We start from the raw sequence: 22,648 nt of genomic DNA on the forward strand, positions 1-22,648 counted from the left end.
CCATGTTATCTCTAGTTGTGTTTCTTAATTATACAAAAAAGTACCCTATAGGTAGACTTTTTTTGGTGTCTACTCTATAGGGTACACTTTAAAGTGTGAAAATTGAGAAATTGGACTTTTTTCGTTGTTTCAAAAAGCATCTGTTCATAGAGAGTGCTAGGAAATAGAAGATTCAGATAAATGTTAGCTTTGTTTCTGTACATTTTTACTGATTTTCGAGAGAACTCTTTCCATAATTAAGAGCTCTTCTTTCGTAATACCATCACACACAATTTCATTAAACCTTTCAGTGATTGGAAGAACCTTCTCACCTAAATTCTTTCCATCTTCCGTAAGATACAGCCTAACGGAACGCCGGTCATCCTTACAATTGATCCTTTTCACAAATCCCTTTTTTTCGAGGCTCAAAGCCATCCTAGTAATATTTGTTTTATCCTTATTTAAGCACTCCGCCAGCTGATTTTGAGTTAATCCTTCTTCTTCCCAAAGCAGCATCATGATTAAATTTTGTTCAGGTGCAAGATTATAAGGCTCTAATTGCGCCTTAATATAACTGGTCAGATTTAAATCTGTTTGATGTATTTTGATACCAATAAAATCTTTAAAAGATAAATTCAAAAAGATCACGCACCTTGTCAATAAATAGTTGCTATACATACTAATCTCATTTTAAATCCTACAAAATACAATAGGGAATGTCAATTTAATGGATAAAAAACGAAAATTTGGTTTGAAAGAGGGTCAAACACCCGAGCGAGTTGTTTGATTTGACTCAAAATACATTTTCTAATATAGTTGTCATAGCAACAGTTGTTGCGTCAACTATAATTGCAATTATAGAAATAGGAGCTTTTGGTTAATCCTTAAATGAATAGGCACATGATGTGTTTTACCGGATTTTATCATAACAACCTATGATGCCAAGCTTTTAGTCATTTAGCTTGCCGACATATATACATTCTGTTCAACTGCTTACTTAGAAGTAAGCAGAAAAATGAAGAAAAAGGAGATTCCTTTATGAGCGAAAATCAAGTTGTAATTGACGCTATTATTAATGGTGAAAAAATTAAATCAGAAAAGCAAGCACCTCGCGAAAACCCAACGCGCCCGGATGAGATTGTTGGTTATGCGCCAGTAAATACGCGTGAAGATGCCATTCGAGCGATTGATGCGGCTCATGAGGCATTTTCAAGCTGGACTGAAACATCACTTGATGAACGAATCGAACGTATGAGAAGAGCCATACAAAAAATAAAGGATCAAACAGCAGAAATAGCTGAATTGTTATCCAGAGAACACGGAAAACCTCTATATGATTCAGAGGGGGAAATTGCTGTTTCCTTAGCTTGGATGGAATTTGCTTGTGACAATGCTAAGGAAGTATTGGAGAATGAAATTCAAGAGCATGAAAGCGGAAGAACAATCATCGCAAGAGACGGCATTGGAGTGGTGTCAGCTATTACACCATGGAATTACCCTTTGTCTCTTTCGATCATAAAAGTCGCACCTGCACTTTTAGCAGGGAACACAATGGTTTTAAAGCCAAGCCCATTAGCACCTTTAGCTGTCAGTAAAGTTGTGGAGATCATTTCAGATGAGTTTCCGAAAGGGGTACTTAACCTTGTTCATGGTGAAAGTGATGTGGGTGTTGAATTAACATCTAATCCTAAGGTGGCGAAGATCGCCTTTACAGGAGGAACTGAAACGGCTAAACATATCATGAAAGCTGCCGCTGATACGATCAAAAATATGACATTAGAATTAGGCGGTAACGATGCGGCCATTGTTTTAGAAGACTTTGATGTACATGATGAAAGAGCAATGCGCCGTCTTGTTATTTCTAACTTCTTAACGTCCGGCCAAATATGTATGATCGCGAAAAGAATCTATGTTCATCGAGCTATTTACGATGAGTTCGTCGAGAAGTATATTGAAGCAGCAAATAAATGGATTAGAGTGGGAGATCCATTTAATAAAGATGTAACGATTGGCCCTGTCAACAATCGAAAACAGGCTGATTATGTTCAAAGTTTAATTGATGATGCCAAAAGCAAAGGGGCTAAAGTCATCAAATTAGGCAAAATCTTAGATGAGGAAGCATTTAAAGCAGGATACTTCATGCAACCAACCGTTGTTTTAGGAGCTGATTATAAGGACCGGATAGTGGTTGAAGAGCAATTTGGTCCAACAGTGCCAATATTGCCTTTCGATGATGACGAGCATGCTATTTCCTTAGCGAACGACAGCATCTATGGATTAACCAGCTCTGTGTGGGGTGAAGAAGGACATGCTGTTAAGGTAGCTAAACGTATCCAGGCCGGAACGACCATGATTAATACAGCTGCCATTCAAGGATTAGATGTACGTTTTCCATTTGGGGGAGTGAAACAATCAGGAATTGGCCGCGAGTATGGTAAGGAGGGGCTTCTCGCTTATACAGATACTCATGTTATTAATATTCCTAAAGATGGTGAGCTGCCTTATATTCCTGAATAATGATAGGGAGCAGATAACCCAGCAACTGATTTTACTGGGTTATTTGCTGTCTTTTATCTCTAAATGTCAAAAGGACAATAAAACCTGCATTTCAAAAGAAATAAATATTTCTTCTTTTCTTCTTTAGAATTTATATTTTAATATTTTTCTTTCTTGTTGCAACGGAGAAGGAAAGGGCAAATTTATTTTCAATTAAAAAAGACATAGAAGCCTTTTAGACTCCTATGTTTTACAGCAGGTTGAGCGCCTATTTGCTTTTTCTATTTTTCTCCATTTTGTCTATGAACCGCTGACTGTCCTGGTCAGAGAGATTCGTATAAAGGGTCGTCGTTTCAATCGAACTGTGTCCGAGCTGGTCCCGAAGAAGTACAAGATTGCCGCCGCTTCGAAGCCATTCGCTCGCAAATGAGTGGCGAAGCTTATGGGGGCTTAAAGATTTTCCATTCGTAAAGGCCGTTGTGTACTTATTGAGATTGTTTTGGATCGTCCGGACGGAGACAGGCTGCGCTTTTCCCTTATAGCGAGACAGGAATACATAAATATCGTGATCCGTCGCTCCATACCGTTTTTTTCGTACCTCGAGATAAGCCTTTAAGTCTTTCATGGCAGAAGGGAGCACATGGACGGAATCGGATTTACCGCCTTTTCGAATGACATCTATGAAGTATTTGGACATATCGATGTCTGAGAGAGTAAGGCTGGCTGCTTCGCTGACACGGACACCGCTGCCAAGCATTAAAGAGATTAACGCAATGTCCCGTTCTTTGTTTCTAAGAAACATGCTTTTTTCTTTGTCTGTCAGCGTCCGTTCGTATTCATACTTAAGAAACTCGATGAACTCATTCATTTCCTCGGTCGTCAGAATTACGCTGTTGATCCGTCTAGCCCGTCGCTTTGCGGTTTCCTGTCCTTTTTTCGTTTTGATCTTTGCGAAGACATTGCGGTAAAAGTAGCATTCTCCCTCGTCGTCTTCGGTTTCGGTCGTTAAGTAATTAAACAAGGATTTAAGCGCCTGTATGTATCGGGTAACGCGGGCGTCGGAGCGCTTTTTCCATATGCCTTTCCGTTCTTCAATTTTTTCCTCCTTTAAATAATCAATGAAATACTCGACATCTCTTTTACGAAGGTATTCAAGTACAGAGCAGGGGACAGAGGCATTGTTCCCATGCTCAGCTATACCTTCCATACGCAGCCAGTCGAAGAACTTCTTATAGTCATATACATACTCAAGGAGCGTGGCAGGGGAGAGACCTGCGCGCTTTTTAGCCCGGACGTACTCTTTTACGTAATCCGGCATGTACTTCAGCTGTTCTTCCAGCCGGATTTCTGCTTGCTGATGCTCTCTAGAAGAAGAAGGCAAAAGAAACACCGCCTTTCATGAATCAATTAGTCAAAATTGCGCAAAATACAATTTTGACGATAAATTGTGAAATTCTATAAAAAGCATTTAGTCTTCTATAAAATGTATTATTATTTGAACATTATACCAAACATACATTCTTTTTATCTAATACTATTTATTAAAGAGAGGAGTTATATGATTACAGCTAAACAAAAGGCTTTGCTTATTATGATTTTAAGTGTGATTGGCGTTTTGTGTGTTTATTCCATGCGATATCCTCTTGAAAATAGCCGTGCTGCCATCCAGTACCAATTAGTCGATTGGGAAAATAAGCTCGCTGATCGCCCGCTTTCTGACCATTCAATTCTCGAATTAATCAATGTTATTCATTTGGAAAACTCAACGACATATGTTGCTTTCTACAGAGCTGGACAAGACCTCCGGTTAGTGGTTCTGAAAGAAGGTTTAAATAAGAAGCTTAGAACGGTCCATGTTGGCACTAAGCATCACACATTTGATTATACGGGGATAGAAACAAACAAGGGACCATACGGAATAATTTCAGGCAGAAACACGGATGAAGAGATCGACTCTGTGCAGGTGAAATTACAAAACTTTCATTACGAATATAGAATGAAGGTTCCGGAGACGCCATGTGTCATTCATGCGATGAAATTGCCTAGAGAGGTAAATCAGAAAACATATGCAGATCTTTATTTCTTCAATAAAAAAGATCAGAAAATCTTGCTTAAGTCGTTATGACATGAATATGAAAGCATTTAATTCTAGTAGATTTTCAGAAATAAATTATTTTCTGAAAAACCTCATAAAAAATTCGTCAAATTGAAATTTGGCGCAAAGTTGAGATAAGAGTATAGAGAGGCGGACCCTCTCCCTCATTCTCTCCTCTCCAATTATCCATTACACAGTGGAAAACAAGCTTATTCGCTTTTAGATTCTAGATCGGTTCCCTTAAGAATATAAGGAATCACAAGCTTAATATATTCTTCCGGTTGCAACTCACTGTCCATTCGCCACTTTACAGAAGCCCCGTAAAGGCCCCAGCTTAGTATGGCCGCTGTAATCTTTAGAGCTTGCTTGTCACCGGGTGAATGCCGTTTGACGAGCATGCTAAAAGATGATTTCTAATTGGTCCCTAATGATACGAGCAATCGTATCTTCGTATCCTCGATGGCACCGGCTGGATAAGGATTTCTGGAAATTAATAATAGCCATGAACATATACGTGATCGTTTCCTCATCCAGTTCTTGTTCCTCGAAGACCTCGCTATTTAAGTTGATCAATAGCACTTCTGATAAAACTTTTTCCAATAAGGGGTCCCACCAGCAAACCGCATTTATCTTAACTTCGACGTGAGAACCACTGTAATATCAATGGTTCTCACATCATTTACATGTATTTAATGTAAGTATTGATTTAAAAAAATTAATTATTTTATCATGTAAGTGTTAAATTAACGTCTCGTTAGTTCAAGAAGAATGTATTATACGAAAAGTGTAAAAGGATAGAAGATATAATAGTCATCTACATTATGAACTAAAAGAAACCAAACGATATATGAAACAACACAGATAAGAATGGAAATACCTATCAAAATGGAAATATTCATTTCTTTCCTTAGTAATTTAAAAGATATTGCCAACCCAAATAATAAAAGTAAAATTACTCCAAATAACACATATAACCCAATTGAAAAGCCAGAAATAAAACTAAAGAAATAAACAATCAAAGCACTCAAATAGAACCAGAGAGAAACCTTAATATTCTTCACCCCCATTGAATTACATCAATTATACACCCGGAAATTCCATAAATTATGAATTATTCCTAAAATAACCTGCGACTTTAGCGCAGTTAGAAAAACGAATATAAAAGTAAAATTTTTACTTTTATATTTGATCGTAGATCATACCACGTAATTTTAATAATTCATCCTTAAGACGTTTGTTTTCTTCTTCTAGTTTTTTAATTCGGCTATTTTTAGCTGCGATTAGTGCATCTTTACTGGCATCCGTCATATTACGTTTTATGGTTTGCGGTGAATTAAGCCCTTCTTGCTGCTTTCGTAATTCTTCTATTCGGTTCCGTATTTCTTGATTGTTATAGAGAAAAGCCTTAGATACACCTGATTCCATGGCAACTTGATTAAAGTTAATTTTAGCCTTCGTTTTAATAAGACGTTGAATAGCCTGGTTTACCTTTTGAGCCGTCTCTTTGCTTTTCATCTGGGCATGTTTTTTAACACCTGCAGTATTTCTAATATGCTTACTTCTCATGAGTGCGTTCCTCTCCAATATATTCGCGGCCTTTTTTCCCGGCTAAATGATGAGTTGTACCATTTTTCAAAGTTTCTAGAATAGGCTCTAGACGATCTAGAGTGGTTTGATTCTTATCTATCCATACTTGTCGCCCTAAAGCCCTGCCTCGTTCAATTACATTTTTAACTTCCGTAATTTCCATTTCAAATTGGGGGATGAATTCGGGTGTAGTACAGAAATTACGACAAGACAGACAAGGGTTTGCTTGAGTGGGGCATGGCTGCTTAATTGGTTTCATACAATAGCCAAGCTCCATCTTAACAGCGTCTAAATTATGGCGTATATATTCCCATTCAATGATATCCTCATTCTCGATATCCGTAAGTTCAACTTTAACCGGACGTTTATTTTCAATGTCAATCCGAAAAATACCTTGTTTTGTAGCTTCTTCCCAAGACTTTCGCATGGTAGTATCGAGAATTTTAGCATAATGTAAGGTCATTTCAGGAGAGGCATGCGCCATCCACTTTTGAACATGCAGTATGTTCATTCCGTTATTAAGAAGCTCCACACCCTTGGTATGCCGAAAGGCATGATTTTTGATAAAAAAGGGTTTTCCAGAATCGTCAACTATGTTTTGTTCTTCAGTAAAGCGCTTCAAACTTCTACGAATATCATAATAATTATAGGGTCGTCCTCTACGGACACCTTCCAACAGTACAAATAAATAGTTTTTAGGATTATTAATTGTATTGCTTTGATTTTTAATCACTTTTATTACAGCTTCCATTACTTCTGCTACTTCTTTTGTAATCGGTACACGATGATTCATTACTTGTGTTTTTTTAATATCGCCACATAAGTACCATCCTTGCGCTGTTTGTTCTAGACAATTATCGTAACGTAGATTAAGAATATCTGATATTCTCCAACCAGTAGCCCGAAGTAATACAATGATCGGTATGTATTTTGACGGTTTTAAGAACTCTAGCTTTTCCTCAATTTGTTGAAGAATCCCTTCGGGGATGTATTTGATATCATTTTCAGACCTTTTTATCGGTCTAGGGATATCTTCTTTAAATAACAATAGATTCACAGGCAACGCAGGTGCTTCATCGAATTGCAGTTTTTCAATTGTTTCCAAGAATACATTTAGGACAATTAAGTAACTTCTCTTTGACTGTATTTTGCCATGAAACGTCTTATTATGAAATATTAGATAATCTTCGATATCTTTCCGTGTTAAGGCATTTAAATCCTTCCAAGAAGGATTTTTATCATGTATAAATGTAAAAAATAACTTTAATATTCTAACGTCGAGAGTACATTGGCCAAGCGATAAGTGACTAATCCTAAATTTTAAATATCTTTTTGCTAAAGGACGAAAGGGAATAGGGATATCCTTGAAATTCACGATATGTCTTGATTCGTGATCAGGAAACCTTGCACCAGGAATATTTCTAACATCCCAGATATCTTTTTCAAATTCATCTCTTGTATCATAGAAGGGGTTCCGTCAGGAAAATGCGGATTTACAACGTTAAACTATTTTTTGGGAAACAAAAACCTTGCTTCCCCAACGCTAAGCAGAAGAAGCAAGGTGAGTTAATAATTTCACTTGCCAGAATCACGAGGTGGATTCACCATGTTCATGTAATTTATATCTTCCAGGGTAAACAATATTCACCTCAACCTTTACATGGCGCAGGGAATCTTGGTTTAAAACGAGTTGCTGTTTTCCTGTGGCAATGCTCTTCCATTGATGTGGATGTTTGCGATACAAAGATTCGCCCAAATTGTAAATATCTATACCCTCTTTAAAAGCAGTTTGATACGTTTTGCGGATTTGCTCCTCTATTTTTTCCTGAGCCATTTGTGTGAGTTCCTTTTCGGTAAGGTCCGTATGCAATTCATTGATCCCCGCCTTCACTTTTACTGAAATATCGAAATACGCCTTGTTCAATTTCACAATAGGAGTCACTTCATATTTGGGTTTTTCTGCGACAAGAACAGCCGCAAGCTTCTCTTCGGTAAACAAATCAAGAGGTACTCGGATCGTGTGAGTACTTAGCCAGGGCATTCCCGACAAATCCTTAAGATCCATTCGTCCATAATAATTGTTTAGATCATATACTTGTACGCCTGAATATCTAAGCTGCTCTTTTGGTTTATTACTTTCCTGCCATTGACCTTTGCGAAGCGATAATTCCGGTATATAACTGGTTCTAGCCTTTTCGTTTGAGTCCAGTACAAATTGTTGCAGGCGGACCGGAGCAAGGATAGAACGCTGTCTGAAATTTTGCTCGGGCTTGTGAAGAATGGATGCATTTGGCGATAATCTAAAAAATGGGGTTGCCAGCAAGATTTCTTCAAGAGGCTCTCTTGTGCTAAACAGCCAGGCCAAGTACCTTATTTCACGATAACGATTGATCAATTCCAGCACTTCTCCGACTTTGTTTTCCTTCATCAATCTCTCGCTGAACAAAATGGCAGAGATTTGTCCCAAGTTTAAGCGTTGTTGTGATGTACTGTACAAATCATTTACCGCCTCCGTAAACGAGGAACCTTCGCCTTTGCCCACCCAAACCGGGGGCTGCTCCGCTTTTTGCTGTCCCTCCAGCTTGGCCACTGTCGAGAAATCAAGCAATTGCACATATAAGGTGTATTGACCATCGACATAGTCTATTCCAACAGCCGTAGCATAGTTCATGTTTTGCACTTCATATCTGCTCCAGCAACCGGTAAGGGTGAGAAGAAGGAAAAGTGCAACCATACTTTTATATCTCCTCATTTATGCCTGTCCCCTTGCCTTGTAGAATCTCGTGTCTTCAACATGTCCGGTCGAGTGTTTCGCCATGGCCAAGGTAATCGAAACAAAGCGTTGGCCAAGTCTTTAAATGGAGGTGATATTGGGGCCAAGTAAGGCAAGCCGCATGAACGCAATGAGGCTAAATGGCTGAGCACAATAAATAATCCAAGAAAGAAGCCATAAATGCCAAGCATGGCAGACAGAATGAAAAGAAAAAAGCGTAAGATACTAATTGTTCCAGCCAATGATAGGCTCGATAAAGTTGAACCAAAGATCTGTGTAATTGCTCCGATGACAACAATACCAGGGGATAAGAATCCTGCACGAATGGCTGCATCCCCCAGGATAAGTCCTCCTACAACCGTTACCGTGCTGCCGACCGCAGAAGGGAGTCGGGTACCAGCTTCCCGCAGGATTTCTAAGAAGATAAGTGCAATAAACATTTCAGTTGCCACATCAAAAGGGATTCCCAACCGGTTAATCCCCAAAGTGGCAAGCAGATAATAGGGCAGCTGATCTTGATGATAGGAAAGAATGGCAACAAAAAATGCAGGAAGCAGTAGCGATACGGACAAACCAAGTAAACGAAGCGTTTGACCAAATGTAGCTGACAAAGCAGCAAAGTGGATATCTTCGGGTGCTTTCACAAGCAAAAATAAATTGGCAGGCGCAATCAACGCAGCTGGTGTACCATCCACAATCAACGCTACACGGCCATTTAGCATACAGTTAACGGTAAAGTCTGGTCTGCCTGTATACCCCATCAAAGGAAATAATGCTTTTGTCGGTTCCATTAATTCTTCTAGCTGAGTGGCGCTAAACGCTCCGTCAATGTGAAGATCATCTAATTTATTCTTTACATCTTGAACAATCTTAGGATCAACAATGTCACGCATGTATAGAATCGCAACGGTTGTTTTCGTGCGAACGCCTACTTTTTTCGTTTCATAAACCATACTGGTTGATTTGATTCGTTTCCGAATTAACGCCACATTGACTCCAAGTTCTTCCACAAATCCATCCTTTGGTCCACGTACCGAGACCTCAATACTGGATTCTTCCGGATTTCGCGCTGGTTTTTTTGAGATATCGAGGGAGAATAAGGAGCGTAGGGTCGGAATAAACAAAAGCAGTTTGCCTTCAAAAATATCCGTTTCGGCCGTTTGCTCCCACTCTTCAAGAGTAACGAACTCTAATTGTAGTTGGCTCGACTCGACCATTTCCTCCTGATGATGAAAACCATTGTTTTCATAAAATCGGGTCAAATGAGGAAGCACAGTTTCATGAATGAATGTTTGGTTGTCACTTAACCCCTCACAATAAAGCAATAGGATTCTCGATTGTTCATCATCAGGGTTTAATTTGTAAACATGGTGCTTAACATCTTGACACATTTTAAAGTGTTGGATGAGTGATTGTTCATTAAGCGGTTGCAAGACTGTTGCCTCTGTATTAGGCGATGGCCTCTTGCTTTCTGCCCCCTGATTTCCAAATAATCTTTTCATTCGTCGGAATAGTTTATTCATCCTAGCTAGTCACTCCTTTTGGCGAATTCTTGAGATGATCATTCGACCAACATACAGGATCAAGGTCCCTACTGTAAAGATACAAAATGAAGGAAAATAAAACCTTCCTAACAAGTCTAGAAAAGCCATGTCGCTCATCGGCAGCAAAATGGCAACAAGCATGGCCAATGCGCCAAATAACACAGGTAACCATCTGCGTTTTTGTAAATTCCACAATTCTCCCAAGAGATAGATAGAAAGGGACACACGAATGAATGTACCGGATAGCCACTGGTAAATCGAAAAAAAATCGACATGCTCCACATATTCTCCCAGTCTCACGCTTCTCCATTGAGCGTAAGCGGGGTATCTTTGGTTAGCCGCTTCATCAGGGCCAAATATAGCAATCGATCCCATTAATGGTCCTAACGTAAGTCCTGTAAGGATGAAGCACATCAACATCAAGCTTTTAAATCCTGTTTTTTTTGTTAATTTGTGCTGAATCAGCAACATCAAGAAAGACAACTCCAGCAATCCCCCGGCAACGTAAGGAACACCTTTCCATAATGGAGTTGTCCCGTTTTCTAACAAAGGAAAAAGCAGGGTATAATCTTTAAACTGAAAATTGGCAATCGCCACAAGATGACCTAGAATAACAACAAATGGCAACAATATTCCGCTCACAATTGCAATTGTACGGAGTCCTTGAAAAGCAGCAAAGAAGCATGCAACAAGTGTTGTTCCCGCAAGAACTAGTATCGGTGTTTGCGGCAAGTAAGATGCGATTGTCCATGTTAGAGTATCTTTTAAGGAAATAAAGCCCATGAGCCATAATAACAAACTATAAATAATCACTAAGATTGCAGATAAAAACTTTCCAAAGTGCTGATCTAGCCACTTTTTAATGTGTTGATTGTTCATGTTTTGAATGATGTAGTTCAAGCAACCAATCCAAACAGGTGAAGCGACAAAAACAAGAAGCACTACGAGCCAGGCATCTCGCTTTGATGCTTCTAGTAGTAAAGGGATAATAATCACGTGGTTCATTAATCCAACCGAAAGCATAATAATCATGTATGACTGAATAGGAGTAATCTTAGGCAAAAGCTCACCTCAAATCCAACAATTGGAAATAGAAACATCTTGAACTATAATTCCCTCAACAACTTCGTTCTATTCATCTGATATTACAGCCGTAAACTAGCACATGATGAGTCCTGGCTTATATCGGCCGGACCAACTTAGAGCAAGAAAAAAATGCTAAGCCCGTCACGACAAAGGCTTAGCATATATTTTGTTCATCCAGCCTAGCTATCCATTTTGATAAAACTTTAACGTGCTCGCAGTCAAGCAACCGTTATCCCAACGAAACTACACATTTTCAATAATAATCCTTTGTGCTGTTCTCAGGTTGCGTTGTACAGTTCTCAACACATTTTCTTCTTCTGCGTAAGCCCCTACTTGCACACCGTCAACAATTACACGTTTAATAGCCATATTGCTTTTCAGATTAGTCGATTTTCTCTTCAAATTAAACGCGCGTGCTAACCCATTAACATGCCCTTGGACAACCGCTTGCCGCCAATTCGGGTCCCTTAGTTTTTGGGCATCTGCTGGTGCCTTTTCAGTCTCAAGTATGCTCTTGGGACAGCAATTGTTTTAATTAGACCATGACTTTATAAAAACAACCTTCGTTTGTGATTGACTAAGGTTGTTTTTTATAAAGTGTTCTCGGAAAATAAAGCCTTGCTTTAAATCTGAGTTTAGCGTATATCTCCGTTAAAATGTACTCGGAACCCTTTGATGATCGTGCCTAGTTAGATAAACAAATATTGATACTTCCTTATAGAAATAGCCTGCTTGGTTAGGTACGTTGTTTCACAATCCCCGGAAATTTTTAATATAAGTAATGAATGCTTATTTTTTTCCTTCCGATAGCTTTCTATATAATGAAGCCCTAGACACATTTGTAATTTCACAAATTTGATTTACAGTCATATTTCCTTCTTTATATAGCTTTACTGCATAATTCATTCCCGCATGATTTTTATGATATTTCTTTATCCGACCTTTAAACTTTCCTTCTTTCTTAGCCAGCTCAATCCCTTCACGTTGACGCATACGGATAAGATCTCTCTCTAACTGATTAACTCCAGCCATTACTGTAATTAAGAATTGGCTGTATGGATTATCTTCTGATAAATCTAACCACGTATCCTTTAGGGACTTTAAACTGGCCTTTTTACTTCGTATTAAATCAATTAATTCAAACAAGTCCTGCGTACTTCGAGTGATTCGAGTTAAATCTGTAACATAAATAATGTCACCTTCCTGTAAATCCTCTAACATTTTTTGAAGTTCCTCACGTTTCTTTGTTGCCCCAGAAACTTTTTCTTCGTATATAATATCCATTCCGATTTCGTTCAGCTGCTGAAATTGCCTTGAAGGGTTTTGGCTAGTCGAACTGACACGTATATAACCGATTTTTCGCAAAATATCACCTCGTTTTTGAGACAAGTCTTATGAGACGCTCTTAACTATGATTTTATCAGTCTACTACACTTGTATCAATAGAGTACACTCTATTGATATATAATTGAACTAATTAACTGAATAATTATGGAAATGGGATGATACTGAATGAAAATTGCGAGAGGTAGAGAATTGCTTACACCGGAACAGAGACAGTCTTTTATGCAAATCCCTGAAGATGAATGGATATTGGGGACCTACTTCACTTTTTCCAAACGTGATTTAGAAATAGTTAATAAGCGAAGGAGGGAAGAAAACCGTTTAGGGTTTGCCGTTCAATTAGCTGTTCTTCGGTATCCCGGTTGGCCATACACTCATATCAAAAGCATCCCAGATTCGGTCATACAATATATATCGAAACAGATTGGTGCTAGTCCATCCTCGCTTGGTCATTATCCTCAAAGGGAAAATACACTTTGGGATCATTTGAAAGAAATTCGAAGTGAATACGACTTTGTAACTTTTACCCTGAGTGAATATCGAATGACATTTAAGTACCTTCATCAATTAGCTTTGGAAAATGGTGATGCCATTCATCTACTGCATGAATGCATAGATTTTCTAAGAAAAAACAAAATTATACTGCCTGCTATCACTACACTTGAAAGAATGGTGTGGGAAGCAAGGGCGATGGCTGAAAAGAAGCTATTTAATACAGTTAGTCAATCTCTTACAAATGAGCAAAAAGAAAAGCTTGAAGAGATTATTACTTCGCAGCATCCATCCGAATCCAATAAAACAATATTGGGTTGGTTAAAGGAACCACCGGGTCATCCTTCACCCGAAACATTTCTAAAAGTAATAGAACGGCTGGAATACATACGGGAAATAGAATTGGAGACGGTAAAAATTAGTCATTTGCATCGCAATCGCCTGTTACAGCTATCTCGTTTAGGTTCAAGATATGAGCCTTATGCATTCCGTGATATATCAACGTTTATAGGGGTTTTGCTTGTTCTAATTTTTTATAACGTCTGTACTAATTTTTTAGTACGTTTGTTATGATTTGATTAGAACAAGATGGTGTGTTATTCTTTTTTTAGTTATTATTGCCATAACAAATGTTATGATTCGGATAGAACAAAAAAGGGGAGTGAAATCTTTGGGGAGAAGAGCTGAAAAACCAATGGACAACGTAACAAAAATTAGCGAATACAAAAAACCCAGTTCCACAAGAAAGAAGGTCAAATTCTTAGGGGAGCAAGAATTTATAAACGCACAAACAGGCGAAATACATAAAATGCAAGTGACAGATATTGAAGAACGTGACGCCAATTTTCACAAAATGTGGCTTGGCCATGTTCTTGAAAGTCTTGATATGATAGGGAACCAAAAAATACGGGTAGCGATGTTTATCATGAACAACGTTAATTCAGATAATGAGTTCATAATGACTTATCGTATAATTGCAGAGAAAACCGGTATTTCACTTCAAACAGTTTCTGAAACTATGAAAGCATTACAGGAAAGTGATTTTATAAAAAAAATTCGAAATGGCTACTACAGGATCAATCCAGATGTGATGTTTAAAGGTGGCAAAAATAAACGTATGGAAATTCTCATTCGTTATAGAGAAGGAGAATAAAAGACAAAAAGCCCCTATACTGATATTATCCCCTACAAGTAGACAGTGTAAAAAGACCATTTTAAAAGATGGTGTTACACTTAACTTGGAGGGGATTTTTTATGGGGAAAACAGGAAGGTCAAATCAAATATATACAGAAGAATTTAAGGGAAATGCTGTAAAACTGTATAAGGAAGGAAACAAAAGTTATAAAACGTTAACGAAAGAACTAGGTCTTCGAAGCTCAACTCAATTAAAAAGTTGGGTAAAGAAGTTTGATAATAATGAGTCCTTTGAAGATTTAAGAGGGCGTACTAGCAGTAATACAGAATCTAATCCACTTAAGGGACGACCAAAAAAGAGCTTTAAAAGTATTGAAGAAGAAAGAGATTATTATAAAGCTCAAGTTGAATACCTAAAAAAGCGGTATCCAAATCTACACGGGGAGGGATGATTCAAAAATCAAGACGATTTGAATTAATAAATGAATTAAGGGGTAGCTATCCCATCACTTGGTTAATTGAGATTGCACAAGTTTCAAGGTCAGGGTATTATAAGTGGCTTAAATCGAGATCCATTAGAGAAGATAAGCAAACGAAACAAAGGATTTTGGAATCACATATAATGGCTATACACTTTACATACCCTTTTTACGGTTATCCTCGTATGGAAGTGGCCCTAAAAGAAGAAGGATTTCGTATAAATCATAAAAAAGTATATCGGTTGATGAAGGAATTGAATATTCAAGCTGAAATTAGAAAGAAACGTCCATTCTTTGGTAAAAAACCTTCGGTTATTTATTCCAATTTATTAAATCGTAACTTTAAGGCTGTAAAGCCTGATCAAAAATATGTTACCGACATCACGTACATTCAAGTCGGTGATTCATTTTATTATCTTTCAGTTATTCTAGATCTCTATAATAATGAGGTTTTAGCCTGGGAAATTTCAAAGAGGAATGACCTGGACCTAGTTCTTAAAACACTTGATCAATTAATACAAAAAAGAGACGTGTACGGAGCGATCCTACATTCAGATCAAGGCTTCCAATACACGTCTAAACAATACAACAAAAGATTGAAGAATTTAGGAATTCAAGGCAGTCACTCTCGCAAAGGAAACTGTCTTGATAACGCCTGTATTGAATCGTTCTTCTCCCATCTCAAGACAGAGAAGTTGTATCGCTCACAGTTTAAAACAGAAAAAGAATTAATTCAAGTAATCGAAGAATACATATATCTTTATAACTTTAAAAGATTCCAGAAAAAACTAAACCAGTGTGCTCCGGTTGAATACCGAATCACACTGGCAGCTTAGTCTTTTTTAGGCTGTCTACTTGACAGGGGTAAGACCAATACTGGGGCTTTTATCGTTCCAACTCATTTTGCAGCCGCTTCTTCTTGGCTTTTTTTGTTTCTTCTTTCGCCGCAGCAAACCCCATTTTTTCCTGTTCATTCATTTCGGATTCTTTAAATCTCCATACATTGAACATATTCATACTCCGATTCACCTGCTGTTTACAGAAGCCCTTGACCAGTTCAAACGTTTGGAGTTCTTCTGGCATTCGTTCCGCATAAAAGGCATGCATACGCTTCATGAGCTTGTCCAACCGTTCATAATTCCCTTTAAACCAATCTCTTTCTGTTTTCAGTTTGTTATTTTCTTCTTTCAATTGCTCATTATCCTGTTGAAGCGTCTGATTCTGCTCTCTTAAACTCTGAATCTCCCTCTGAAACGCTCTATTTTTGTTTCTAAGCCCTTCTGATGCTTTAGCTAAGGTTTTAATCCCCTCAAAATCTGAAACGGCTAATTTGACTGTTTTCGAGCCAAATAAGCGTCCTCTTTCTATTTTCACCTCATCGACCTTCTTGATTTTCCCCAACGACTTCCCCAGATCATCCAGCTGGCTTTTCATCTGCTGAACCGACACACTCAATGTCTGTTTTTCCTCCTGTTTGATCTGGACTTCCTTTTCCAGCTGTTCCGCCTGTTCTTTCGCTGTAACCGCTTTAAACCGCCGTAATTCAATATGTTCTTTGCCCGTAGAAACACCGCGCTCCAAGTGAAAGCCTTTGTCATTCATCCGCTGGTTATATCGATCTTGCAGCTGAATCAAGTCCTCTTTCGTGTTCACGAACTTTTTACGGCTGATTTGCCATGTTTCTGCTTTTCTTCGCCCATCATAGGCTTTCAGCAAGGGAACAGCGACCACGTGCACATGCGGCGTTTTCTCGTCCATGTGAACCGCTGCATGAATGATATGTTCACGCTTCATGCCAATATCCTGTTCAATAAACGCCAGGGACTCTTCTGCCCAAGCTTTGATCTCTTCTTTCGACTTACTTTCAAAGAACTCTTCATCACTAGCAAAGAGAAATTCGCAAGCGACATCGTTCTTGGCTGAATTGATCGCCTGTTCAAATGTTTTCTGACGGTCTTTCCTTGTTTTCTTCATCCACTCATCATGTTCTTCTTTCATTGGAGCCGTGATTTCTCTAAACTTCTCCAAATAAGAATCACAAACAACCAGCTCTATATTCTCCACTGACTTTTCCTTTTCAATATCAAAATTGGTATGCGAGATCCGCTCCGCATTATGCTTCCCAATCCCTCTTAAATCGGATGTTGTTTTAATCCCTTGCATTCGAAAAATGGAGTAACTCAAGTGTCCCACCTCCACTGTATGTATACCTCTATCATGGGGTTTCGGAGAAGCTTTTGTCAAAGAAAATGTGACAAATTGAGAACTTAATTGTCAGCAATGCTGACAATTAAGGTGTGCCCCTCTGGGCGAGGAAGTTGCTTACGCTCCCTGTTTCGGCTGACGCCGAGCCATGCGTTGCATGGCAAAACCACTCCTTCCGAAAAGGCTTTTCTCCAGGCAAGGGCCGGGTCGTATTTTTTGAGAAACCCACTCAAAAAATCTCCACCCTTTTCCCCTTGCCTGGAGAAATTCGGCAGGTGTGCGCCTGTCGCCAAGCCGACCATACCCAAAACGAGAATACCCGATGGTCGGCTTGCCCTGCTGATTGTACCTGCCGAATCGCCGGTGCTGCCGATCAGATCAAAAAAGTTCTCTTGCTAAGTTTAGTCACGCAATGCGAGAGCTCGCCCTCTGCACACCCAGCCAGCCACCTCCCCAAAACAAGGGGAAACTAAACAAAATTGCTATTTATTATTTAGTCAATGGCTCTTCAAATGGATCTTCAAACGGACTTTCAATTTTTGTATATTTTTTAGCAAATGTTTTATAGGAAATAGACATAACTTGATTATCTTTTTGAAAGTCAAGCCTATTATGTGAAGGGTCTGTTTCTATCAATTCATAACCTTTTTTACTCATAGCATCGATAAATACATCAAGCTTTCCTTTAGGAACTATATACTGTCTAACATTATGAACATTAGATGTTTGAGCAATTTGTTTATCTTGAATTTCTATTCGATAAATAGCTTTTAAGTTTTGAATAGATCGATTTTCACCAAATAAGGGTTTCCAATTAATTAAAATGAAAACAAATAAAATAATAACGACTATAACAAAAGCAAAAGATACTTTTAAAACTCTATTTTTGCCTATTGAAATCCCCTCCAATCCAGTTAGAAATTAGTAAAAGCTTTTTTCCGATCGATAGCCCTATATAGAGAGTGAGAGTGTAACTACCTCAAAATTGTTAAGGAATGCTGTTATATCAAGGGTTTTAAGGGGTTTTCTATGTTATCTAATCTGATAACATAGAAACGTTAAAAAAAGAGCCATTTGGCTCCTAGAGAAGAAAGAGACAGTATATATAACTGTCTCTTTGGTCTCTTTGAAAATTAATTATTCGAACGTTTATTTTTTTGTCTAATTTTTATAATTTTATAGACGAGAAAAACTAAAGAAATTAAAAAAATGAGCCATCCAAATTGAAATGCAATATCCGTCCAATTAATGCTGGTAGTATTCATTAAAAATTCCTCATCCTTTCTAAAATTAGAATTTAACAGAATACGTTACTGACTTCTTATACCCAACAGGTTGTCCACCAACATTTGCTCCATACAATTTTGATCCTTTTACATAAGCAGTTCCACCCTTTTTAGTCGAATTAAGCTTGTAATAAGACGCTGTATCATTAGGTGTATAAGTAATGCCAAAGATAAAGCCTACCTGTTCACTCCATAGTTTAACACTATCTACCTTGGAATTAGTCCGATGAACCCTAGCGTAAGCAATAATCTTTCCCGTTCCGTTGTATTCTGTATAAGAATAAGTCTTAGTATTACTAGAAAGAGGTGAAATTACATTTGGATTCGTAGGTGTTGCTTCTAAAGTTAATTTTTCTTGCTCTTGAATAAATTTTTCAAATTCTTCTGGTGTGTCAAAATTAAGCCTTTGATCTTCAGGAATTAGGTTTGGGTCCACTTTTTCTAAATCATGTTTTTCAGCAATTTCTTCAAGCTCAGTTTCAATTTTTTCTTCATTCGTAGCTGCTGAAGCTTTAAAGCTACTAAAACTGAAAGAGATAAATGAAACCAGGAAAACGAAACTAATCACATACCACCAATTCTTTTTCAATATAAAAATCCTCCCTATATTTGTAAAATATAGGTTATCCTAAAAGAATATGAAACTCAACAATATTTTCCATCTTTTTAAATATTTAGAAAGATGTTTTTGTCATCCCCCTTGTTTTGGGAAGGTAGCTGGCTAGTCGTGTGGGGGCTAAACCCCACGAATTTGCGTGACTGTATATAGTTAAAGCACTTCTTCTTGATCGGAAGCACTGGCGGTTTTTGGCGGTACAATTGATTGAGCAAGCTCATCCCCGATATTCCTCGTTTTGGGTATGGTGAGCTTGGCGAACGACCAGCACCGCCAAAAAATGCGGAAAGCAAGGGGGAAAGGGTGGAGATTTTTCAGCGCAGCGTTTTGAAAAATACGACCCGAACCTTGCTTGGAGCATAGCCCTATACAATAGTGATAATAGAGAGATATTTACAAAAGTGGCTTGAAGCGTTGCTGCTACTGGGTTTATTAGACTTTTGAGTGTGTGAGGTTTTCCTCACATTTTAAGTTAAAAGTGAGAGGAATTCGTCACACCTAAAAAATTCCAATTACAATTATATAAAAAAGACCATATCTTTTTTCAGATATGATCTAAAATTTTTATTAAAAAAATCTTGCAGGTAAAGTTACTTTTTTTCCATTTTGGTCTTTAAGATTCTTCAAAGAGTGTTGAAACAATCTCATTGTTAATTTATCTAACTGAACGTTATTTTTTCTAGGTGCACAAATCATAATATAAGGATTTACAATCCATGTTCTGGGACTTACAGTACGTCCATTTTCGGTTATTTACCCTGCCCCTTCGGGATTAAGTAAAATTTCTTTTTCCTTCAAAGAGTTCATAATTTCAGATGTTTGTCTACGAGACTTACCAATCATTTCGGCAATATCTGAAACTGTTGCAGATTTAGGAAGCTCAAAATCATCTTCTACAACATTTTTCTTTTTCTTTTTAAACTTATCTTCTCTACAAATAATTACATTACTCTTAAATTCTAGATAAGCCTGTATTCGAAATAAAAAATCCCCTTCGGCTTGAGTTAAATAATTAATCCGATTCAATAAATCCAAATTTCTGTGCATGGTCTGATTAAATGGCTCCCCTGCAATGGATCTTTACTGGTTCCAATAAAGTGCTCTTCACCAGTAAGTTCTTTTAATTGTTGTAATAGTGATATTTTTAGTTCTTCAGCTCTTGATCTGGCTTCTGAATCTTTCTCAAAATCTCTTCTTCTGGCGTTTTTTTCAGCTTGGTCAAAGTCCACAATATTACTTTTTTTCGTCATCCTAATCCTAATTCCTCTCCTTGTGGCAGGAATTAGCCTCTATGTGGTAGAATACACTTAATAAACCCAACAAGGGCTAATTCCTTGACTGAGAAAAACCGCCTGTCCGACCAAAGACTAGGGCGGTTTTTCTTGTTGTAAAAGCTTTCTCTATGATAGCATTAAACTCCTTTTTTATCGTTCCAACTCATTTTCCAGCCGCTTTCTCTTTGCTTTTTTTCCTTCCAGTTTTGCCGCTGCAAATCCAACTTTCTCCTGTTCGCTCATCTCTGACTCTTTAAAACTCCAGACATTGAACGCATTTAGTCCCCTGTTCACCTGTTGTTTACAGAAACCTTTGATGTGTTCAAAGGATTTGAACGCTTCCGGTAGGCGCTCCTTATAAAAATCATGCATGTGCTTCATGAGCTTGTCCAGCCGTTCATAGTTCCCTTGAAACCAATCTCTTGCTATCTCTAGATCGTAATTTTTTTGTTTTAACTGCTCATTGTTCTTTTTTAATTTACTGTTTTGCTCTTTTAAACTTCGAATCTCCCTCTTAAACGCTTCATTTTCACTTCTAAGCCCTTCTGAAGCTTTTAATACCCTCAAAGTCAGAAACGGCTAATTTGACCGTTTTAGAGCTAAATAAGCCCCCTTTCTCTACTTTAATCTCATCTACCTGTTTTATTTTTCTTAGCGACTCTCCTAGATCATCTAAGCGATTTTCCATATGCCGGACCGACAAGCTTAGTACTTCTTTTTCTTCTTGCCTTTCCTGAATTTCTTTTTCCAGCTGTTCCGCCTGTTCTTTCGCAGTTACCGCTTTAAACCGCCGCAGTTCAATATGTTCCCTGCCAGTAGACACACCACGTTCCATGTAAAAACCCTTGTTGTTCATCCGCTGGTTATAAGTATCTTGCAGCTCAATTAAATCCTCTTTTGTTTTAACAAACTTTTTGCGGCTGATCTGCCATGTCTCCGCTTTTCTCCGCCCATCGTAGGCTTTCAGCAAAGGAACCGCGACCACATGCAAATGCGGGGTTTTTTCGTCCATATGTACGGCTGCATGAATGATGTTTTCATGCTTGATTCCGATATCCTGTTCAATAAACGCTAAGGATTCTTCTGCCCAGGCTTTAATTTCTTCTTTTGATTTCCCTTTAAAAAATGCTTCATCGCTGGCTAAAAGAAATTCGCAAGCGACATCGTTCTTGGCTGAATTGATTGCCTGTTCAAATGTTTTCTGACGGTCTTTCCTTGTTTTCTTCATCCGCTCGTCATGCTCTTCTTTCATCGGGGCCGTAATTTCTTTAAAGCGTTCCAAATAAGAATCACAAGATACCAGCTCGATGTTTTCCGCTGATTTTTCCTTTTCAATATCAAAATTGGTATGCGAGATCCGCTCCGCATTGTGCTTGCCGATCCCCCTTAAATCGGATGTTGTTTTAATCCCTTGCATTCGAAAAATGGAGTAACTCAAGCGCCCCACCTCCACTTTATGTATACCTCTATCATGGGTGTTCAGGAAGCATTTGTCAAAGAAAATGTGACAAATTGAGAAGAACACCCTCTCTAATTGTCAGCAAAGCCAACAATTAAAGTGTGCCCTGCGGGGCTTGGCGATCGCTTACGCTCCCTGTTTCGGCTCACGCCGAGCCATGCGTTGCATGGCAAAACCACTCCTTCCGAAAAGGCTTTTCTCCAGGCAAGGGCCGGGTCGTATTTTTTGAGAAACCCACTCAAAAAATCTCCACCCTTTTCCCCTTGCCTGGAGAAATTCGGCAGGTGTGAACCTGTCGCCAAGCCGACCATACCCAAAACGAGGATATCCGATAGTCGGCTTAGCCTGCTAATTGTACCTGCCGAACCGCCTGTGCTGACGATCTAGGAAAAGTTTTCTGGCTAAATAGAGTTACGTAAGTTCGTGGGGTTTAGCCCCCACACGACTAGCCAGCTACCTCCCCAAAACTAGGAATACTCAAAAACATTAGTTGATCATCTTTTCGACCTGCAAATTAGTTCTATCTTATTAGTTTTTTACTTATTTTTCACTTTAATATTGATGTTATCCTAGGTTATTGATAAGGTTTTTATGGGAAATACTACTATAGGAGTGAATAAATTGAAACCAAAAGGATTAATAAGTTTTGTATTTTGTCTGTCTCTTTATTTCAGTTTCGGAAGCTTAGTTACTACGGCACATGCAGATGTGACCGTCAAGTAGAATGAAACAATTTTTGCTCGTTATTTTGAAACACTTTGTTCCCCAAATATGGTAGAACGATGCTTCATACGATAA

The 22,648-nt window shown here is 38.3% G+C and carries 20 protein-coding genes and 2 pseudogenes; 6 read left to right on the forward strand and 16 right to left on the reverse strand.

What is annotated here, in order from left to right:
• Positions 1 to 183: 183 nt before the first annotated feature.
• Positions 184 to 627 carry a MarR family winged helix-turn-helix transcriptional regulator gene (locus QY97_RS16145; protein WP_315849921.1) on the reverse strand — a complete coding sequence of 148 codons (444 nt, stop codon included), beginning with the start codon at positions 625 to 627 and terminating at the stop codon, positions 184 to 186.
• Positions 628 to 1,017: 390 nt separating this feature from the next.
• Here QY97_RS16145 and QY97_RS16150 point away from each other — a divergent pair, with 390 nt between their 5' ends.
• Positions 1,018 to 2,496: an aldehyde dehydrogenase family protein gene (locus QY97_RS16150; RefSeq protein WP_039230086.1), complete on the forward strand. Its 1,479-nt coding sequence runs from the start codon at positions 1,018 to 1,020 to the stop codon at positions 2,494 to 2,496.
• 247 nt (positions 2,497 to 2,743) lie between these two features.
• Here QY97_RS16150 and xerS read toward each other — a convergent pair whose 3' ends face one another.
• Positions 2,744 to 3,856, reverse strand: coding sequence for a tyrosine recombinase XerS (gene xerS, locus QY97_RS16155; RefSeq protein ID WP_046128788.1), 1,113 nt, complete (start codon positions 3,854 to 3,856; stop codon positions 2,744 to 2,746).
• Positions 3,857 to 4,033: 177 nt separating this feature from the next.
• On the opposite strand from xerS, the gene QY97_RS16160 reads away from it, so the two are divergent.
• The gene (locus QY97_RS16160) at positions 4,034 to 4,600 is read left to right on the forward strand and encodes a hypothetical protein (protein ID WP_039230089.1); all 567 of its coding nucleotides are present in this window, start codon (positions 4,034 to 4,036) and stop codon (positions 4,598 to 4,600) included.
• A 369-nt stretch (positions 4,601 to 4,969) separates the two neighbouring features.
• Here QY97_RS16160 and QY97_RS19680 read toward each other — a convergent pair whose 3' ends face one another.
• From QY97_RS19680 to QY97_RS16200, 7 genes are all read right to left on the reverse strand, one after another.
• Entirely contained in the window at positions 4,970 to 5,170 is a 201-nt protein-coding gene (locus QY97_RS19680) for a hypothetical protein (RefSeq protein WP_052725929.1), read from the reverse strand.
• Between the two features lie 579 nt (positions 5,171 to 5,749).
• Positions 5,750 to 6,136 carry a DUF6262 family protein gene (locus QY97_RS16170; protein ID WP_039230091.1) on the reverse strand — a complete coding sequence of 129 codons (387 nt, stop codon included), beginning with the start codon at positions 6,134 to 6,136 and terminating at the stop codon, positions 5,750 to 5,752.
• The gene (locus QY97_RS16175; RefSeq protein WP_232506334.1) at positions 6,126 to 7,532 is read right to left on the reverse strand and encodes a tyrosine-type recombinase/integrase; all 1,407 of its coding nucleotides are present in this window, start codon (positions 7,530 to 7,532) and stop codon (positions 6,126 to 6,128) included. The genes QY97_RS16170 and QY97_RS16175 overlap by 11 nt, the downstream gene beginning before the upstream one ends.
• Positions 7,533 to 7,745: 213 nt before the next feature.
• Positions 7,746 to 8,891 carry a Ger(x)C family spore germination protein gene (locus QY97_RS16180; RefSeq protein ID WP_039230117.1) on the reverse strand — a complete coding sequence of 382 codons (1,146 nt, stop codon included), beginning with the start codon at positions 8,889 to 8,891 and terminating at the stop codon, positions 7,746 to 7,748.
• Between the two features lie 14 nt (positions 8,892 to 8,905).
• Positions 8,906 to 10,363 (reverse strand): spore germination protein, encoded by a 1,458-nt coding sequence (locus QY97_RS16185; protein WP_232506336.1) that lies wholly within the window; start codon positions 10,361 to 10,363, stop codon positions 8,906 to 8,908.
• Positions 10,364 to 10,462: 99 nt separating this feature from the next.
• Positions 10,463 to 11,536 (reverse strand): GerAB/ArcD/ProY family transporter, encoded by a 1,074-nt coding sequence (locus tag QY97_RS16190; protein ID WP_039230092.1) that lies wholly within the window; start codon positions 11,534 to 11,536, stop codon positions 10,463 to 10,465.
• 813 nt (positions 11,537 to 12,349) lie between these two features.
• On the reverse strand, positions 12,350 to 12,925 hold the full coding sequence (locus QY97_RS16200; RefSeq protein ID WP_039230094.1) for a recombinase family protein: 576 nt from the start codon (positions 12,923 to 12,925) through the stop codon (positions 12,350 to 12,352).
• A gap of 147 nt (positions 12,926 to 13,072) precedes the next feature.
• Between QY97_RS16200 and QY97_RS16205 the strand changes: the two are divergent.
• The 3 genes and pseudogenes from QY97_RS16205 to QY97_RS20295 form a co-directional block, all read left to right on the forward strand.
• Positions 13,073 to 13,891 (forward strand): annotated as a pseudogene (locus tag QY97_RS16205) (DUF4158 domain-containing protein); the annotation flags it as partial.
• A gap of 175 nt (positions 13,892 to 14,066) precedes the next feature.
• Positions 14,067 to 14,549 (forward strand): replication/maintenance protein RepL, encoded by a 483-nt coding sequence (locus QY97_RS16210; protein WP_052725927.1) that lies wholly within the window; start codon positions 14,067 to 14,069, stop codon positions 14,547 to 14,549.
• 101 nt (positions 14,550 to 14,650) lie between these two features.
• A protein-coding gene (locus QY97_RS20295) for an IS3 family transposase (protein WP_099098581.1) occupies positions 14,651 to 15,846 on the forward strand; the annotation gives its coding sequence in 2 pieces (ribosomal slippage) (positions 14,651 to 14,957 and positions 14,957 to 15,846; 1,197 coding nt in all).
• Positions 15,847 to 15,895: 49 nt separating this feature from the next.
• Here the strand turns inward: QY97_RS20295 and mobV (QY97_RS16225) are convergent.
• The 4 genes from mobV (QY97_RS16225) to QY97_RS16240 form a co-directional block, all read right to left on the reverse strand.
• A complete protein-coding gene (gene mobV / locus QY97_RS16225; protein ID WP_039230101.1) occupies positions 15,896 to 17,194 on the reverse strand; it encodes a MobV family relaxase in 1,299 nt (432 codons plus the stop codon).
• 83 nt (positions 17,195 to 17,277) lie between these two features.
• Entirely contained in the window at positions 17,278 to 17,448 is a 171-nt protein-coding gene (locus QY97_RS16230; protein WP_156994660.1) for a hypothetical protein, read from the reverse strand.
• A 256-nt stretch (positions 17,449 to 17,704) separates the two neighbouring features.
• Complete coding sequence (locus tag QY97_RS16235) at positions 17,705 to 18,124, reverse strand: hypothetical protein (protein WP_232506338.1); 420 nt, start codon at positions 18,122 to 18,124, stop codon at positions 17,705 to 17,707.
• Positions 18,125 to 18,505: 381 nt separating this feature from the next.
• Complete coding sequence (locus QY97_RS16240) at positions 18,506 to 19,090, reverse strand: hypothetical protein (protein WP_039230109.1); 585 nt, start codon at positions 19,088 to 19,090, stop codon at positions 18,506 to 18,508.
• Between the two features lie 234 nt (positions 19,091 to 19,324).
• On the opposite strand from QY97_RS16240, the gene QY97_RS20555 reads away from it, so the two are divergent.
• The gene (locus tag QY97_RS20555) at positions 19,325 to 19,480 is read left to right on the forward strand and encodes a hypothetical protein (protein ID WP_157761914.1); all 156 of its coding nucleotides are present in this window, start codon (positions 19,325 to 19,327) and stop codon (positions 19,478 to 19,480) included.
• Positions 19,481 to 19,684: 204 nt separating this feature from the next.
• Here QY97_RS20555 and QY97_RS16245 read toward each other — a convergent pair.
• The 3 genes and pseudogenes from QY97_RS16245 to mobV (QY97_RS16250) form a co-directional block, all read right to left on the reverse strand.
• Positions 19,685 to 20,367: pseudogene (locus tag QY97_RS16245) on the reverse strand (Rep protein).
• Positions 20,368 to 20,541: 174 nt separating this feature from the next.
• Positions 20,542 to 20,958 carry a hypothetical protein gene (locus QY97_RS20300; RefSeq protein ID WP_052725926.1) on the reverse strand — a complete coding sequence of 139 codons (417 nt, stop codon included), beginning with the start codon at positions 20,956 to 20,958 and terminating at the stop codon, positions 20,542 to 20,544.
• A complete protein-coding gene (mobV, locus tag QY97_RS16250; protein WP_052729003.1) occupies positions 20,927 to 21,829 on the reverse strand; it encodes a MobV family relaxase in 903 nt (300 codons plus the stop codon). Before mobV (QY97_RS16250) ends, QY97_RS20300 begins: the two co-directional genes overlap by 32 nt.
• Positions 21,830 to 22,648: the final 819 nt, after the last annotated feature.

It is taken from the genome of Bacillus thermotolerans (assembly GCF_000812025.2).
Taxonomy (GTDB): Bacteria; Bacillota; Bacilli; order Bacillales; family Domibacillaceae; genus Quasibacillus; species Quasibacillus thermotolerans.